This window comes from Pedobacter xixiisoli (genome assembly GCF_900215335.1).
Classification (GTDB): Bacteria; Bacteroidota; Bacteroidia; order Sphingobacteriales; family Sphingobacteriaceae; genus Pedobacter; species Pedobacter xixiisoli.
Genome location: NZ_OCMT01000001.1, coordinates 1,394,322 through 1,412,875, shown reverse-complemented (window position 1 = coordinate 1,412,875; position 18,554 = coordinate 1,394,322). Strand labels below are relative to the sequence as shown.

Genomic DNA, 18,554 nt, shown 5'->3' with positions numbered 1-18,554 from the left:
AGAATTTTATGTTAAAGAAAATCATAGATAGGCCAGTATTGGCTACGGTAATCTCTGTGGTGCTACTCATACTCGGTATCATCGGATTAACGAGATTACCAGTAACAAGGTTCCCTGATATTTCTCCGCCAACGGTTACCGTTTCGGGAAGTTATCCGGGAGGTAATAGCGAGTCTGTAATTCGTTCGGTGGTAACACCTTTAGAAGAGCAGATTAACGGTGTAGAGCAAATGGAGTACATCAAATCAACCGCCAGTAACGACGGTTCGTTCTCTATCACCGTAATATTTAAGCAAGGCGTTAATGCAGATCAGGCAGCAGTAAACGTACAGAACAGGGTACAACAGGCTACGCCAATTTTACCGCAAGAGGTAATCCAGATGGGATTAACCACCTCTAAACAGCAAAATAGTATGATCATGGTGTTCGACGTTTTTACGGAGGACAATAAGAAATACGATGAGTTGTTCTTGCAGAATTACATGAGTATCAACATTGTGCCACAACTAAAAAGGGTGCCTGGAGTTGGACAAGTACAAATGTTTGGTGCAAAAGACTACTCGATAAGAGTGTGGCTGAATCCGCAGAAAATGGCTAACTACAGTTTGGTTCCAGCTGATGTAAATGCAGCCATTGCCCGTCAAAGTGTAGAAGCGGCACCTGGAAAATTGGGAGCGGAGTCTGATGCACCTTTGGAATACGTAATGCGTTACAAAGGCAAAAAGAATCAAACTTCGGAGTATGAAAATATTGTGGTTAAACGCGTTGGTGGAGAATTGGTTCGCCTAAAAGACATTGCTCGTATTGAATTTGGTTCTATCTACTACGGTGGTAACGGAACATCTAATGGAAGAAATGCGGTAACAGCAGCCATCATGCAAACTACGGGTTCTAACGCAAATGCGATAGAAATTGGGGTAAATGCAGAGTTGGAAAAAGCTGCGAAGTCTTTCCCTCCAGGAATTGGTTATAGCAAGTTGATGAGTACCAAAGAACGTTTAGATGAAGCAACTAGTCAGGTAAAATCTACGTTGATCGAGGCTTTTATCTTAGTGTTTATTGTAGTTTTCTTGTTCTTGCAGGATTTCCGTTCTACTATTATTCCGGCCATTGCTGTGCCAGTGGCTATTATTGGTACGTTTTTCTTCTTGCTGGTCTTCGGTTTTACCATCAACATCCTTACCTTATTTGCTTTGGTATTGGCCATTGGTATTGTGGTAGATGATGCCATTGTAGTGGTGGAAGCGGTGCACAGTAAAATGGAAGGTTCAAATCTTTCTGGAAAAGAAGCTACGCACAGTGCCATGGGCGAAATTACTGGAGCGGTAATCTCTATCACTTTAGTAATGTCGGCGGTATTTATTCCTATCGGATTCATGACTGGTTCATCGGGTATTTTCTATAAGCAATTTGCTTATACGTTAGCCATCGCCATTATTATCTCGGCAGTAAACGCCTTGACTTTAACCCCTGCGCTTTGTGCGTTGCTATTGAAAAATGAGCATGGTCATGAGCACGGAAATCAGCCTACAAAGAAAGGTTTCAGTAAACGTTTTTTCACAGCATTTAATGCAGGTTTCGATAATTTGACCAACAAGTATATCAAAGGTTTACGTTTTCTAATCAAGAAAAAATGGTTGGGCGCTGGTTTAACGGTGGTGATAACTGCAATTGCTATTTTCCTAATGATGAGTACACCTAAAAGTTTTGTACCAATGGAAGACGATAGTTTCATGGTATTTAGTTTAAGTATGCCTCCGGGTACTGCCTTAGATAGAACTACGGAAGTAGCTAGAAAAATCGATAAGATATTTAAAGATAATGAAGCGGTTAAAACGGTAGCAAATATCACAGGTTTCAATATTTTATCAAATAGTGCCAGTCCAGCTTATGGCTTAGGTTTCGTAAAACTGAAGGATAAGAAGGACCGTGGTGCTGTGAAAGATATCGACGAGATTACGGCTATCCTTTCTGCCGAGTTGGCAAAAATTAAAGAAGGTTCGGTGATGGTGTTTAGGATGCCGCCAGTAGAAGGTTATGGTGTTGCTAACGGTGCCGAAGTGGTATTGCAAGATAAATCTGGTAAGGATGCCGCTTCTTTAAAAGCTATGGCTGATAAAGTAATGGGGCAGATGATGCAACAACCAGGTGTACAATATGCATACACTACTTTTAGGGCAGATTTTCCTCAGTTTGAGTTAGAAGTTGATGAAGACAAAGCTGCCCAAATGGGATTAAGTGTTAACGATATCATGCAAACCATTCAAATGTATTTCTCTGGCGACCAAAGCTTAAACTTTACCAGATTTGGAAAGTTCTATAGAGTAAGTATCAAAGCTGATGGTGTTTTTAGGACTGATGAAGATGCCTTCAACGAAATCTTTGTGAGAAACGATTTAGGTCAAATGGTGCCAGTTAAAGGATTGGTAACTTTAAATAAAGTTTATGGCCCTGAATCAATGAGCAGGTACAATTTATACAATGCCTTAACTATTAACGTAATTCCTTTGCCAGGTTCTAGCAGTGGCGATATTATGGATGATATTGAGCAGAACGTATTGAGCAAGTTGCCAGCAGATTATGGTTACGAATGGACTGGTTTAAGTTTAGAGGAAAAATCTTCTGGAGCGCAAACCATGGTGATTCTATCACTTTGTTTATTGTTTGTATACTTCTTGTTGGCGGCACAATATGAAAGTTATCTTTTACCATTGGCTGTATTGCTGTCTATCCCAACTGGGGTATTGGGAGCTTTTGCGGCGATTAAAGCCATTGGTTTAGATAACAACATTTACGTACAGGTTGGATTAATCATGCTGGTAGGTTTGCTGGCCAAGAATGCCATTCTGATTGTAGAGTTTGCCGTTCAACGTAGGGCAGCAGGTCTGTCTATCAAAGATGCAGCTATTGAAGGAGCCAAATCTAGGTTACGTCCAATCATCATGACTTCCCTTGCTTTTATTGTGGGGATGATTCCGTTGATGATTGCTACTGGAGGCTCGGCAATGGGTAACCGTTCCATTAGTACAGGTGCGGCAATGGGGATGCTAACCGGTGTCGTATTCGGAGTATTCGTTATTCCATTATTGTACATGTTGTTTCAATTTTTACAGGAAAAGGTTTCGGGAAAACGTGTGTTAGTTCAACCTGAATCAAATCATTAATTATGAAATAGTCGTGTTCTCGAAATAAACATTAATGAAGATAACATGGCTATTCCATATGACCTTTAAAAAATATCATTACACACATATGAAATTAGGTTTCAATCATATTATAATAGGTACGGTGATGTCGCTAACGTTGGCATCCTGTGCCGTGGGTAAAAAGTATCAGCGCCCAGATTTGGCACTGCCAGAAGCTTACCGTAATTCGGTAGCCGTAACAGGTGATACAGTGCTTTTGCCTTGGCGAACTTTCTTTAAAGATCAGCAGTTGGTGACACTGATCAATCAGGCGTTGGAGAAAAACAAAGAGGTTTCGGTAGCGATGCTGAACATGGAGCAATTAGACCTTTCCTTTAAACAGGCGAAGTTGGGCTTGCTACCAACCTTAGATTTAAGCGTAAGTGCGGGGAGAGTTTATCAATCACAGAACTCACTAAATGGTTCTTTAAGTCAGCAATTTGTAGGTACCAGTTACATGGATGATTATACCGCAACTTTATCCCTAGCTTGGGAAGCTGATATTTGGGGCAAAGCGAAAATGCAGAAAGATGCTGCAAGAGCTAATTATTTCGCACAAAAAGAAAATTTAAGTGCTTTAAAAACGAGAATTATTGCTCAAGTAGCCCAAGCTTACTACAATCTACTCTCTTTAGATGAACAGTTAAGAGTAGCAGAGCGTAACATCACGCTAAGTGATAGCACTTTGAGGATGATTAAATTGCAGTACAATGCGGCGCAGGTAAATTCGTTGGCAGTTGAGCAGGCGGTAGCTCAAAAGAAAACAGCAGAGCTCTTGGTGCCTTTAGCAAAACAGAATATTGCTGTGCAAGAAAACGCTTTGAGTATTTTGTGTGGCGATTATCCTAAAAACATTGCAAGAAATGAAGCTTTTCATCAGGATGATTTGAGCAATGTTTTTCCAGATGGTGTGCCGGCGAAGTTGCTAAGCAGAAGACCAGATTTAAAAGCAGCAGAATTTGCTATTGTTGCGGCTAATGCAAATACAGGACTGTCAAAAGCTGCCATGTACCCAACGTTGAGCATTACGCCATCCATCGGTGTCAATTCGTTTCAGTTTAACAACTGGTTTGATTTACCAGGTTCTTTAGTGAAAAATATTGGAGGCAATATCGCACAACCGATATTTAGAAAAAAAGCACTGAAAACCGCTTATGAAGTAGCCAAGTTAGAGCAAGAGAAATCAGCAGAACAATTCCGTCAATCGATGATGGTGGCTGTAGGCGAGGTTTCTGATGCCATGGTGAAAAACAAGTTTGCTAATGAGCGATTAACGTTGGTGGATGAAAAGAAAGCAGCACTGACTAAAGCGGTTAAAAATGCGATGTTATTGTACAAAGCTGGAATGTCTACCTATCTGGAAGTAATTGTGGCTCAAAATAACGCCTTACAAAATGAATTGGATGTAATTACCATCCAAAAAGATAAATACGATGCCAAGATTGAGCTGTATAGAGCACTTGGTGGTGGAGTAGAATAGTTTGTTTAGTAATACAGTTGGTTAAATGGCCGAACCATGGATGTGGTTTGGCCGTTTTCGTTAGGTGATTCAATCGATTGTCAGTTATTAGATGCGTTATCTTTTTATTTTGTTGTACGTACACATCAACTAAACTTTTTATTAGTTTTGTTAAAGATGGAAAAGAAGAATTCAGGAACAGTTGGTGTTAAAGAAATTGCTCGTTTAGCTAATGTGTCTATCGGTACGGTAGATAGAGTGTTAAATAATAGGGTAGGGGTTTCTGAGAAAACCAAAGCCAAAATCCTGAAGATTATAGAAGATCTCAATTACCAACCTAATATCTTTGCAAGAAGGTTGGCTTCAAAGAAAAAACTTCGCTTTGCAACTTTAATTCCGCAAGTGTCTAGTGAAACTAAATACTGGGAAGCTCCGTTAAATGGCATTTTACAGGCAGCTGCAGAAATCAAAGATTTTGGTATTGAAGTGGTGACGTTCTTTTTTGACCAAAATGATAAAGCTACTTTTAAGGAAGGCGCAGCTAAAATAAAAACGGGTGAGTTTGATGGTGTATTGATGGCGCCAATGTTTGAAGATGAAAGTTTGGCGTTTATTGAAGAATGCAAGGAGAAGAAACTTCCTTTAGTATTTATCAATTCGGATGTTCCTGGTCACAATAACTTATGCTACATTGGGCCTAATTTGTACCAAAGTGGTTATCTGTCGGCACATATTGTCAACTACCTTTCTCCCGCTCAAAAGAAAACCTTGATTGTTAATATTTCTAAAGAAATTGATTTGCACCATCACCTTTTGCGTAAAGAAGAAGGTTTTAGGGATTACTTTAAGCAAAATGGAAATACCAATGAATTAACCAAGATTGACATACAGCAAACGGGCTATGCCCATATTCAGGAAAAACTGACCGAACAATTGGCCAAAGAGAAATACGATGTGGTGTTTGTTACCAATTCTAGGGTTTCTACAGTCGCTAAATATTTCGAGGAAAACCAAATCAAGGATATTAAACTGATTGGCTACGATTTCTTGGAAGATAACATCAACTACCTTAAGAATAAAACCATCGACTTTTTGGTCTGTCAGAAGCCTCAAGAGCAAGGTTACAGAGGAATAATGAGCCTTTACAATTATTTAGTGCTCCATTCATCAATAGAGAAAGAGCAATTTATGCCTATTGATATCATTACAAGGGAAAACTATCAATATTATAGCAATTAGGTTTGATTTTTTTAGCCATAGATGCACAGATTTATTCTGATCAACTAATAAAAAACATATCTGTAGCTAAAGTATTATTGAGTTACTAAAGTCTTTTGTTAGATAGTCAAAAAGACATCAGCTAACACATTGGCGGGGACGCCAACGTGGGCATTATCTCTTGTTGGCGTCCCCGCCAGCAAGTTTTATTTGGCATTGTTAGTTTCCTTTTTTGTTTAACTACAGATGTACAGATTTTAATCGATATAATCAATTGGAAGATAATTAGGGATTTAGAGTGTAAAATTCAGCTAACACATTGGCGGGGACGCCAACGTGCGCATTATCTCTTGTTGGCGTCCCCGCCAGCAAGTTTTATTTGGCATTGTTAGTTTCCTTTTTTGTTTAGCTACAGATGTACAGATTTTAATCGATATAATCAATTGGAAGATAATTAGGAATCATTTAGATTGTAAAATTCAGCTAACACATTGGCGGGGACGCCAACGTGGGCATTATCTCTTGTTGGCGTCCCCGCCAACAAGTTTTATTTGGCATTGTTAGTTTCCTTTTTTGTTTAGCTACAGATGTACAGATTTTAATCGATATAATCAATTGGAAGATAATTAGGGATCATTTAGAGTGTAAATTCAGCTAACAATAGCAATTAGTCCTAGTATTAGTGCCTTCACTAAAATAGTCAAAAAGACATTTGTGCATCTGTGGCTAAAATCATCATGTTTAACAAATTAAAATGTTAAAATCTCAAAATTTTATTCCGAAATATTTGGAAGTAAAATAATAATTACTAATTTCGTGTACGTTACCGTTAACCAAATATAACTGTACTCTTTATTTTGTATGTACAATGAAACGAGCCTTCGGGCATTTACATTGTAGTATTTTTTAACCTTTAATAAAAAATTTATTATCAAATTATTACTGTTACTAAATTTGATTTGAATTATATCGTGTACGTACACTATTACCTAAACAAAATAATATGAAAGAAATGAACACGTATGGATTGATCAGAAGGTTCAACTACTCAGAAGAAAAATCTAGTGTGGCAACATCTCTAAGCTTTTGTAATTTAAGAGCTTTGTGGAATAGTTGCGAAGCGTTAAACCCTGTAACTAATAAAGGTATATGATGAAAGTAAGAATATTTAAGCTCCTTTTATTAATTATTACGTTCTCTTCCGTGTTTTCTGTCGCTTTTGCACAAGATGCAAGGCCTAGAACTATATCTGGTGTAGTTAAAGATGAAGTGACAAATGAGACTTTGCCCGGTATTAGCGTTTCGGTAATGGCAACAGGAAAAACCGTAATTACTGATAAAGACGGTAAATTTAAAATCGACGTAGGTGGCGAAAATCCAGTACTTGTTTTTAAATCAATTGGATTTGTATCTCAGTCTATACCAGTTAAAGGAAAAAACAACTTAGACATTAAGTTAAAGCAGCAATTGGTAAGCCTAAATGAGGTGAACGTTACTGTAGGTTACGGTACGCAGAAAAGGAAAGAAGTTACTGGGGCGGTAGGTTCAGTATCTGGCGATCAATTAGAGACCCATCCGATGGGAGATATTAATACCAGCTTGCAGGGTAAAATTGCAGGTTTGCAAATTACCTCCAACTCAGGTGAGCCTGGCGCAGGAGCAACTGTAAGAATCAGGGGTGCATCCTCTGTTAATGGTAGTAGCCAGCCTTTATACATTGTAGATGGTGTGCCCATTAATACAGAAACTTTTGCAGGAGGTTTAAATGATGACGGTTCTACATTTAGTCCTTTAGCAGATATCAACCCAGCAGATATCGAATCGATAGATTTCTTGAAAGATGGTACGGCCTCGATTTATGGCTCTAGAGCCTCTAACGGTGTAATTTTGATTACTACAAGATCTGGTAGAAATTCCAAAAAACCAACACTTAGATTTTCATCTAATACCAGTATAGCCGAATTAAGCAGAACGGTAGGCGTGATGAATGGCCCACAATGGCGTAGCGCATACATTGACGCTATTTTTAACAGTACCGGACAGATGACAACTAAACCTTCGGTAATTGATTCGCTAAACCCGAATTTCTCGAAGTCGATAGATTGGCATGATATCATGTATCGACAAGCCATACAGCAAAAAACAGATATAAGTATCAGTGGCGGATCATCTGATAATTCTATCAACTATTATTTAAGTGCGGGTTATAAAGACTTGAATCCGATAGTAAGGGAAACAGATTACGGACAGGCAACTGCTACCGCTAAAGTTTACTATACATTTAACAAATCAATTTCTGGAAGTTCTTCTTTCAATCTTTCTAATACTGATTATACAAGAATTTTAACGGGTTTAAGCGGACAAAGTGTGGTATTTCAGGCTCTGAGTACGATGCCTGTTTATAATCCTTATGATCCAATAACTGGGCAACTGATTCCTTTGTTTGAAGGTAGTAAACCAAATCCTTTAGCGATTGCAGAACTTGCGGCTAACAGAATTAAACGCTTTAGAATGTTCGGAAATCAAGATTTTAAAGTTTGGATAGCGAAAAACTTAAGGTTTACTACAAATTTAGGTTTTGACTACGAAAACAGCGATTTATCGAACTTTACCCCAACTAGCTTGTTGCCACAGGGACAGTTGAGTAGTTCTTATCTTCAAACAACGAAAGCATCGTCTTTCATCAACGAGAATACGTTAACGTATAAATTAAACTTAAAAACAGATCATACTTTCAACTTCTTATTAGGTCAATCGTACCAAAAGTTTAATAGAGACAACCTTGATTTAATAGGAAGGGGATTGCCAGATGCACAGCTGACAAATGTTGGGGCTGCATCGGTATTATCAACCTACATACAAAACATTTCACAAAATTCACTTCTGTCTTTCTTTGCCAGAGCAAATTATGATTATAAAGGCAAGTACTTGTTCTCTGCTTTAATCAGAAGAGATGGTTCTTCACGTTTTGGTGCCGATAATAGATTTGGTTACTTTCCAGCAGTTTCTGCAGGTTGGAGATTTAGCGAAGAGTCGTTCTTTAAGAAATTCCAGTTCTTGGATGAAGGTAAGTTGAGAGCGAGTTTTGGTGTTACCGGAAATCAATCTATTGGTAACTACGCTGGTCAAGGTGGTTACATTAACAATGGATCGTACTTAGGGCAAAATGCTGTGATCTTATCAGGAATACCAAATCCATCTTTAAAGTGGGAATCTACCCAACATAGCAACATCGGTTTAGAATTGTCATTTCTTAAAAACAGAATCACCTTTACTGGAGATGCTTATCTTAAAAAGACCAATGATTTATTGTTTGACGTAACGGTACCAGGAACAACTGGTGTAAGTACCATACCAGGTAACTTTGGCTCACTTCAAAACAAAGGTATTGAGGCAACCTTAACCACAGTTAATATTGTTGCTCCATTTAAATGGTCTTCAACCTTAACTTTCGCTTACAATCGTAACAAAATTTTATCATTACCTAACGGACAAGATTACCGACCGAACCTGTTTAACATGGCTAGAGTAGGTGAGCCAGTAGGTGTTTTTTACGGTTTGAAGAAGAAAGGTGTTTATGCTAGAGACGAAGACAATGTTTACAAAAGAGATGAGAATACCGGCGTAGTTATTCCATACAAACAAGGTTCTAGCAATGGTAAGATTTACAAAGGTGGAGACATGATTTGGGAAGATATTAATGGTGATGGCATTATTAATGATGACGATTTACAAATCATTGGAGATCCTAATCCAGATTTTACGGGAGGTTTTGCCAACGAATTAAGCTACAAAAGCTTCACGTTTAGTTTCTTGTTCACTTATAGTTTTGGTGCAGATGTTTTCAATGAGTTAAAAAGAAGTTTAGATTCTTCGCCAATAGATCAGAATTTTTCTACAGATCAGCTGAGAAGATGGAGAACACAAGGAGATGTAACGGATATACCTAGATTGGTAAAAACCGACCCGATGTTGAACTACGCAGTTTCAGATCACTTTGTGGAAGATGCTTCATTTATCAGATTACAGAATATAGCTTTAAGCTACAGGTTGCCAAAAAGCATTTTATCGAAGGTTAAAATTTCTGGAGCTAGCTTAGGTGTTAGCGTTTCAAATCTATTTACACTGGGTTCTTATTCAGGTTATGATCCAGAAGTAAGTTCGTCTACAAACTCTCTTGCAGGTGGTGTAGATAGAGGTGCTTTTCCAAGAACAAGATCTTACAATTTTTCTCTAAACATTAATTTGTAGTGATATGAAGAATCAAAAAACAATATTAATATATATGCTAGTGCTGTTTTGTGGGCTTACAGCATGTAAAAAGGCACTGGAGCTTAACCCAATCACAGAATACGCAGACGCCAATTTTTGGAAAGAAACATCGCAGGCAACTGCAGCCTTAAATGGCGCTTACACACTTTTGCAAGCTGCAATGGGGCCAGAAGGTGTTTTTTACGGAGAAGCTAGAGCGGACAATGTTTCACAAAATTTAACTTCCTTAAATACCGAATCGCTTAATTTGCTGACCAATAACGTAAACCCAAGTTTAAGGATTACCAGTTGGAACCAATTGTATGCGGTAGTTAATCAAGCCAATTTGATCATCAAAAATGTAAGGATAATGAATCAAAATGGGTTGTACGCTAATAAAACTGCGGAATTTAACCAGACTTTGGGACAAGCTTATGCGTTAAGAGCTCTTTGTTATTTCAACATGACTAGAATTTGGGGAGCGCTACCTTTAGTTACCCAGCCATTGAAAGACGCAACCGAGAATTACTTAGTAGAAAGATCTGATACGGAAGCAGTTTACGCAAGAATAGAACTAGATTTAGATAGTGCTACAGTGCTTTTGCCTACTAGCTACTCGCCATCGCAAACTACTAAAGCGTTATTAACTGCTGGTGCCGTAAACGCTATTTACACAGATTTGTACATGTGGCGCCATCAGTATGATAAAGCTTTAACCGCTTCTCAGCGAATTTTAACTAATACTTCTAATTACTCGCTAACCTCTTTAACAGATGCCACAGCTTTAGAAAACACCTCGTATGCCAGACAATTTACGCATGGCTTTTCTACAGAAAGTATCTTCGAAATCGATTTTAACTTCGCGGAGCGTGGTGCCAGATCTTTCTACATCCAAGTTTATGGCGATATCGGTTTCCAACCCGCTTTTCAGGTGAGTATTCCGTTAATGACTAAGTTTCAGCCAAACGACAAAAGAGCTACGATCAGTTACAACGAAAGAAGGGATATCACTAAGTTTTTCGATAAGACAAATTTTGTGAGAAGCACGATGGATGATAAAAACATCATCATGTACAGACTTTCGGATATTTTATTGCTTCGTGCCGAGGCGTTAAATCAGTTAGACAGACCAGCAGATGCCATTGCCATTGTAAACCAAATGAAAGTAAGAGCAGGTGAGACAGCATTGCAACCCGTAGATTATACATCGCTAAACAAAAGCCAAATTGAAGATATCATCTTAAACGAACGTTCGAAAGAGCTTTGCTTTGAAGGTAAGCGTTGGTTTGATTTAGTGAGGACCAAAAAAGCTATCAGCGTAATGCAGCCTATCAATGGTTTAAATAACGAAGACAATTATGTATGGCCAATTAACTTGAACGAAATCAGGTTAAATCCGCTATTGAAACAAAATTCATACTATCAATAATCAATCAACTTGTTATGAATAAAAAATTAATCATCAAATCTTTAGCTATTGCATTAGTATGCACAGGCTTAAGTTGCAGCAAGTTCGAGTTCTTAAAAAACGAACAACCAGAAGCCATAGATGCAGGTACTAATTTGAGAGGGATGACCTTATCTGATTTTCTGAAGATAGATCACAGTACAGATCTTACTAACCTAAATCTTTATGCTGAGGTAATTAAAAAAGCTGGATTAGCAGATTTGCTAAATCAGCCAGACGATTATACGGTGTTGTTTTTGACTAACCAAGCAGTAACAAATATGGTAGGTAGTTTAGGTTATGCAAATCTTAACGATGTGCCTGCTACTGTATTGCGAAATATTGTGTCCGATCAGATTTTTAAAGGGCGTTTGCGTTCGTTTGATTTGAAAATTGGTGAAACTAAGAAGATCGAAACCATTAACGGTAGTTTTATTTACTATACGAGAACTGCTAACAGTACGAACGAGTACGTATTAACTGCCAACAACTCTACCGATTTAACTTCGCCACCAGCAACCATTAGAAGCCAGAACTTGGAGTTTAAAAATGGTGTGGCGCATGTTACTGATCAGTTTACTTTCTATAAACTACGTGATGCTGTTCCAGATGCGCCTTCGGGTTCTGTTGGTGCACAAACTGATATTATCAATGTAACCAAAGATGTTTTTATTCAAAATGGTACTGCCAACAGGACTAAAAATTTTAACAATGCTACAGCTATAGAGATGAAAAACTCTAATGGTAAAGATGTATCTGTAGACAGGATGGGGTTGTTTCAGTTTCCTTTAACCACGCCAACTTTTGGAAACAAGATCGGCTTGGCAAAGATTAATTTCTATGTTTTCTTCACTGGTTTAGCATCTTCACTAACTGCATACGCTGGTGCGGATACAAATTTTGATGAAACTACAGTAACTTGGCTTACCGCACCAACTTACGATCGTATCAGTTTAGCAAATATCTCTTTGGCTGCTGGGCAAACGGGTTGGCAAACTATGGATGTAACTTCTTTGGTAAGTCAGCTTTATGGAAGCAATAAAACTTTCTTGAACATTCTGATGAATCACAATAACGATAATTTTGTGAGGATATATCCTAGAGAATTTAATGGTGGAATTTACAAAGCATATTTAAGTATTTCTAGTCCGCCAGCAACCATTTTAACCTTTGGTAATGCTACACCACTTAGCGTAGTTGCTAAAGATGGTTTTGCTAAGCTGACAACCACACAATTAAAAATGAATGGTGCCGATGATAAAAACATCAGCTACATCATCAATAAAATACCAACCAATGGATACTTGGTAAAATATGGTATTCCGTTGCCAGTTAACGCAAGTTTTTCGCAGGCAGATTTAGTAGCTGGTTCAATTAAATACTTGCATTCGGGTACTGGCAATACCGACGAAATCATTGTTGAAGCTAAAGATAACAACGGTGGTTATTACAATACACCTATTAAAATCACGGTAAACATCCAATAAAAATGAAAATCAAATCTTTTACGCTCTTACTCCTTTGCATTCAATTTTCTGCATTTGCCTGTAAAAAAGTAGAAACTGACGAAACAACAAATAATAGGAGAGGAAGTACTTTTTACGTTGACGCCAAAAATGGTGACGACGCAAATAACGGAAAAACACCTGCTAAGGCATGGAAATCACTTCAAAAAGTAAATGGTTACCAATTTATGGCGGGCGATTCATTGCTTTTTAAAGCTGGAGATAGCTGGGCTGGACAATTAGTTCCGAAAGGTTCTGGGGATGCTAAAAATCCGATAGTGATTTCAGTTTATAGTGGTACGAAAAAGGCTTTGTTAGACGGAGAAGGTAAAGTATCGGAAGTGCTAAAACTGGAAGATGTAGATTATTGGGAAGTTAACCATTTGGAAATTACCAATAATGCAACCGCAATTGGAAGTAGGCTAGGCGTCTTGGTGAAAGATAATGGCGCTTCAAGAAAGCATATCCACCTAAAAAATCTTTACATCCACGATATTATGGGAGATTACTCTTTCGAGATGAAGGGAAAAAACACGGGAGGAATTGGCATTATTGGTACTGCAGAAAGCAAGTTTGATGATATTTTGATCGAAGATTGCGAGATTGCGAATGTGGTGCGTTTGGGGATTTTCACCAACTTAACCGATGGTAAAAAAGCGGTTAAGGGCAATAGACCCATCACCAATTTAGTCATCAGAAGAAATAAAATTCACCATTGTGCAGGTGACGGTGTAATTGTAAGATATACTTACAGAGCCTTGGTAGAACACAATGAAGTTTGGGAAACACATAATGCGGATGAAGAATTAGTGAGATACGGAGTGGCTTTGTGGTGCCGTAGTACTGATGAGACCATTTTCCAATACAACGAGGTTTACAACACCAGGGGCGGTAAAGATGGGCAAGCTTTCGACGCTGATGAAGATGCTTATCGTACCGTAATTCAATACAATTATTCGCATGACAACGAGGGTGGCTTTGTGTTAATTACCAGTACTTCAGAAGATGCAATTATCAGACATAATGTAAGTGTGAATGATAGCATCAAAGGTTTGCATGTGTTCGATTTCCCTGTTTGGGCTAACCATACACGTGGAACTGCCATAGCACACAATAATACTGTAGTGCTAAATAAAGCGCATGAAGCTGTGGTAATTGCTGATGAAGCCTTAACTACTTCTAAATTCTACAATAACATTTTTTATCACGAAGGACAGGGAGAATTGGTAGTGAAGTCTGGTGGACAAACTGCTGTTTTCAATGGAAATGTTTACTTCGGTTACGAGAAATTTTATGTAAAAGACGATAAAGGGATTTTTACAAACCCGCAACTTGTAAATCCATTAAGCTATGGCAAAGGTTTCGCTAATGCAGCTGGCTTTAAGCTTAAAACAACTAGCCCAATTTTAAACAAAGCATTAGCTAAAAGCGAAATGGAAGGTAATTACTGGTTGCCAGATTTAGGTACAAAAGACTTTTTTGGAACTGCATTAAACCTGAGCAAATTTACGCCAGGCGCATATCAAGTAAAATAAACAACTAAACCAATTCTTAATCAACCAAACAATTGATACACATGAAAAAAAGACTACACATTACAGCAGCATTAACCATGCTTTTCGGAATAGCTCAGGCGCAAAACAAAGCTTGGAGCGAAGCAGGAACTTTCGACAGCAAAGGAGCTGTTTGGAATTATAATTTAGGTAAAGGAACGGGCAATGCAGGCGATAAATTTAGCAGTGGCGAAGCAATTAAAACATCAGTTTCTTCTACGGCAACTCCTGGATTTTTAGCTTACCCTTCTTCGGGCTTTGCAGCAGTTACTACCGGTGCAAATGCTGGCGGAGCAATTAAGGTAGAAGGTAAGGACGCTGCAGCTAAATTAGTTTTAGAAGCTTCGAGCAATGCAAGTGCGAATAAATTTGCAGTTTACGATATCTCAAAAGCGAGTGCGGTAAGTAGCCTTTTATTTAACGTTTCTTTTAAAAGCGAAAATGATCCAACCAATGGTGCGGTAGTTTTCGGGATAGGTAATGCTAGGGGAAATAATATTTTTAAGAATACAGCAGCTTTAACTGGTGCAGATGCTGTAGGTTTATTTGCTGGCTTGCGTTGGGAGTTCAGCACAAACAAAGCAGTTTTCTTTTCGTACCGTAAATTAAACAACGGCTCGTATGGATATAAATTAATTAATGCCAATAGTTTCACAAAAACAGGAGAACACCAAGTAGAATTGTACATTAACAATGCTGCTACTGAACAAAAATACACCAAATTAGGTACAGCTTATACTTTAGCACCAGCTACTTTTAATATATGGGTAGATGGTAAATTAATTGCCGCTGAAAGTGGATCAGCTTTTCCAGCGAGTGGAGAGTTGGCACCAGAAGCACCGTTAAATAGCTTTTTGTTTCAGGGCTACCACAGCAAAGGTGCTATACCTAATACACTTACCTTAAGCTTAAGTAACATCCAATTAAACTCAACTAAATAAAGCTACAATCATGAAAAAGATATCTTTATTTATTGCTTTGTTACTGGTTGTTCAGTTTTTAAAAGTTGATGCACAAGGTGTATGGACCAATGAAAATCCTACAGCTTTTACCTACGGTTTTGGTATCACGAGTGGCACTTACAATGCTACAACTACTGCTAAGTCTGCTGTTTCTACTAGTACTGTTGCTAATTTTTTACCTTCACCTTCCTCTGGTTTTGCTAGAGTTTACACAGGTAATAGCAACAATGGAGGCTTTGAGTTAACTGGTTCATCTAGCCTAACGCTTACGGCAAGTAATGGAACACCTCCCTCTAGTACCAATAAAATGTCCGTTTATAACATAAATGGTGCTGAAACGATAGCAAGTTATTTTTTTACTATATCATTTAATGGTACAGATGCCTCTACTGGCGCATTAACATTTGCTATAGGCAATAGTGCTAACTCAACAGAGAATAATAACATTTTTAATGATGGTAATAATCTTCAAGGTGCTTCAGCTACTGGTGTTTTTACTTACTTGCGTTGGGACATGACAGCTAGTAATATCGGTTTCTACTATAGGAATAAGAGCGACTATTCTCCACAAACAATTAATTCTGTAACATTTACAAAAACTGGTGGCCCTTACAATGTAGAAGTTTATGCCAACAACCACGCTTCAGCTGCTGGTGAATATACTCGTAACTCAACACAGTATCAGGTTGCTTCTGGGAAATTCCATATCTGGGTAAATGATATAAGAATTGGTGGAGATTTTGATGCTACTACAGAAGTTACTAGAGGTTTGGCTTTAAATAGTTTCTTATTGCAAGGAATTAGAAGCACAGCAGGTACACTTGCCCCAATTAATATAAGTAACGTTAGTATTAAGCATACTATTGGCGGTACGCTTCCTGTAACCTTTGTAGATTTTACTGCAATTAAAAACTCAAATAGTGCGTTTTTAAAATGGCAAACATCTTCAGAAAAGGATAATGAGTATTTTCAAGTATTAAGAAAAACAGAAATTTCTAACGGTTTCGAAGTGATTGCGAAAGTAGTAGGTAAGCTAAACTCTACAGAGTTAAATCATTATTCTTATACAGATTTTAATCCGGCAGTTGGCAACAACTATTATCAAATTGGACAGGTAGATAGAGATGGCAAAACTTCAATATTTGAAGAAGTAGCTTCCGTTAGTTTCGAATTGGGTACAGAGATAAAATTTTCAAAAGTGGGAGATGTTATCAATATCGCTGCCAGCTCAATTACCGAAGGCGACGGAAGTGTAATGATTACCGATCTTTCTGGAAAGAAGGTGCTGAATCAAAAAATCCGTTATCAAAAGCAAATCAATTCTTACGATTATAATTTAACAAACATGCCTGCTGGTGTATATGTGGCTCGTATTGTAATGGGAGATAAAAGCAAAAGTTTCAAATTTATTAAATAGTATTTCAGGTGAAAAAAGGACAGATTCTCAGTATAATTTTCGTGCTCATTGCAAATTTCGCTTTAGCGCAAGCTAATGTTAAAAATAGCGACTTTAAGGTTAAAGGTTTTCATTTAGACCTTAGAATTCAGGTGATGAAGATGCCAGCTTTAAAGCAATTTGCTAAAAAGTTAAGCGACAATGGTGTAAATACTTTAGTAATGGAATGGGAAGCAACCTATCCATTTAAAGATCATCCAATGATCGCTAACAGATTTGCCTATACTAGAGAAGAAGTCGTGGATTTTATTAGCTACTGTAAATCTATTAATATTGACGTGGTTCCATTGCAACAAAGTTTTGGTCACGTAGAATATATCTTGCGTAATTACAGGTATAAGGATCAGAGAGAAGACCAAAAAGACTATTCGCAAGTAGATCCATTAAAGGAAGATTTAAATAGAGCACTCTTTAAAGATTTATATACAGACTTAATTTCTACGCATAGCTCACAATACATACACATTGGTGGAGATGAAACCTACTTACTTGGGCATTCAGAAAAATCGAAAAAGAAAGCTCAAGAGTTAGGTAAAGGTCGTTTGTACGGCGATTATATTAAACTACTTTGCGATTTGGTGGTAAGCTTAGGTAAAAAGCCAGTGCTATGGGCAGATATCGCCATTAAATATCCGGATGCTTTAAAGTTGTTGCCTAAAGAAACCATCTTCATTGATTGGAATTACGGTTGGGACACCAATATGTTTGGCGATCACAGTAAATTATTAGAAAGTGGTTTCGAAGTGTGGGGTTCGCCGTCTATCAGAAGTCATCCAGATAATTATTTCTTAACTCAATGGGAAAAGCACTTTAAAAATATCAAGGATTTTATCCCAACAGCTAGAAAATTTGGTTACAAAGGAATGGTGATGACCTCATGGTCAACCTCAGGATTGTATTCGCCAGTTTTTGAAACCACTAGAGATATCGTGGACCTGTATGCAATTAGACGTGTATATCCAATTACTGGTTTTAACATGCTTATCGATGCCTATTTCGAAGCTTTGAAAACGGATCAACCTTTAAATATAGCTCAGTTTGCTAGAAATTACAGTCTTAAAAACTATGGCTTTAATGAAGCACAAAGCGAAACTTTTTGGGATGCTTTAACCAAAGCGCCTTACGAAATCACTCAGGGTGCCGTAAGCAATAAAAAGGTAAGCGTAAACCAATTGTTAGATAGTGCCAAACTTGCTTCAAAACAATTATACGAACTGAAGCCTTTGAAAAATACAGAAGAGTTTGAACATTATCGTTTAATGGCAGATATCAGGGTTCAGTACCTTACATATTCGGCATTAGAAATAGAATTGAACAGTCCTAATTTCAACCCACAGAGAATTCCGGAAATCATTAAAGAGTTGAAACAACTAGACACAAAGAAACTTGATAAAAGATTTATCGCGTTGAATAAATATGCGCTATATGACGCAGAGCTTGATCAGGAAAATGAATTAAGAAATGCTAAAATTAAGCTCCTCATCCAACGATTATCTAGAAGTAAAACCAATAAATAAG

10 protein-coding genes are annotated in these 18,554 nt (G+C 37.7%); all 10 read left to right on the top strand.

Annotated features, from left to right (window positions below; genetic code table 11):
- Positions 1–8 precede the first annotated feature (8 nt).
- The 10 genes from CRO54_RS05620 (at position 9) to CRO54_RS05575 (ending at position 18,553) form a co-directional block, all read left to right on the top strand.
- Positions 9–3,164 (top strand): efflux RND transporter permease subunit, encoded by a 3,156-nt coding sequence (locus tag CRO54_RS05620; RefSeq protein WP_097129609.1) that lies wholly within the window; start codon positions 9–11, stop codon positions 3,162–3,164.
- Between the two features lie 34 nt (positions 3,165–3,198).
- A complete protein-coding gene (locus tag CRO54_RS05615) occupies positions 3,199–4,665 on the top strand; it encodes an efflux transporter outer membrane subunit (protein ID WP_244904282.1) in 1,467 nt (488 codons plus the stop codon).
- 156 nt (positions 4,666–4,821) lie between these two features.
- The gene (locus CRO54_RS05610) at positions 4,822–5,883 is read left to right on the top strand and encodes a LacI family DNA-binding transcriptional regulator (protein ID WP_097129947.1); all 1,062 of its coding nucleotides are present in this window, start codon (positions 4,822–4,824) and stop codon (positions 5,881–5,883) included.
- Between the two features lie 1,131 nt (positions 5,884–7,014).
- Positions 7,015–10,113: a SusC/RagA family TonB-linked outer membrane protein gene (locus CRO54_RS05605; RefSeq protein ID WP_171047827.1), complete on the top strand. Its 3,099-nt coding sequence runs from the start codon at positions 7,015–7,017 to the stop codon at positions 10,111–10,113.
- A gap of 4 nt (positions 10,114–10,117) precedes the next feature.
- On the top strand, positions 10,118–11,542 hold the full coding sequence (locus CRO54_RS05600) for a RagB/SusD family nutrient uptake outer membrane protein (protein ID WP_097129600.1): 1,425 nt from the start codon (positions 10,118–10,120) through the stop codon (positions 11,540–11,542).
- A gap of 14 nt (positions 11,543–11,556) precedes the next feature.
- Positions 11,557–13,047, top strand: a complete 1,491-nt coding sequence (locus CRO54_RS05595) for a CBM96 family carbohydrate-binding protein (RefSeq protein WP_097129597.1) — start codon at positions 11,557–11,559, stop codon at positions 13,045–13,047.
- 2 nt (positions 13,048–13,049) lie between these two features.
- Positions 13,050–14,600 (top strand): right-handed parallel beta-helix repeat-containing protein, encoded by a 1,551-nt coding sequence (locus CRO54_RS05590; RefSeq protein ID WP_097129595.1) that lies wholly within the window; start codon positions 13,050–13,052, stop codon positions 14,598–14,600.
- A gap of 41 nt (positions 14,601–14,641) precedes the next feature.
- A complete protein-coding gene (locus CRO54_RS05585; RefSeq protein WP_097129593.1) occupies positions 14,642–15,559 on the top strand; it encodes a hypothetical protein in 918 nt (305 codons plus the stop codon).
- A 10-nt stretch (positions 15,560–15,569) separates the two neighbouring features.
- Positions 15,570–16,997, top strand: coding sequence for a T9SS type A sorting domain-containing protein (locus CRO54_RS05580; protein WP_097129591.1), 1,428 nt, complete (start codon positions 15,570–15,572; stop codon positions 16,995–16,997).
- A gap of 8 nt (positions 16,998–17,005) precedes the next feature.
- On the top strand, positions 17,006–18,553 hold the full coding sequence (locus CRO54_RS05575) for a beta-N-acetylhexosaminidase (protein ID WP_240775024.1): 1,548 nt from the start codon (positions 17,006–17,008) through the stop codon (positions 18,551–18,553).
- Position 18,554: the final 1 nt, after the last annotated feature.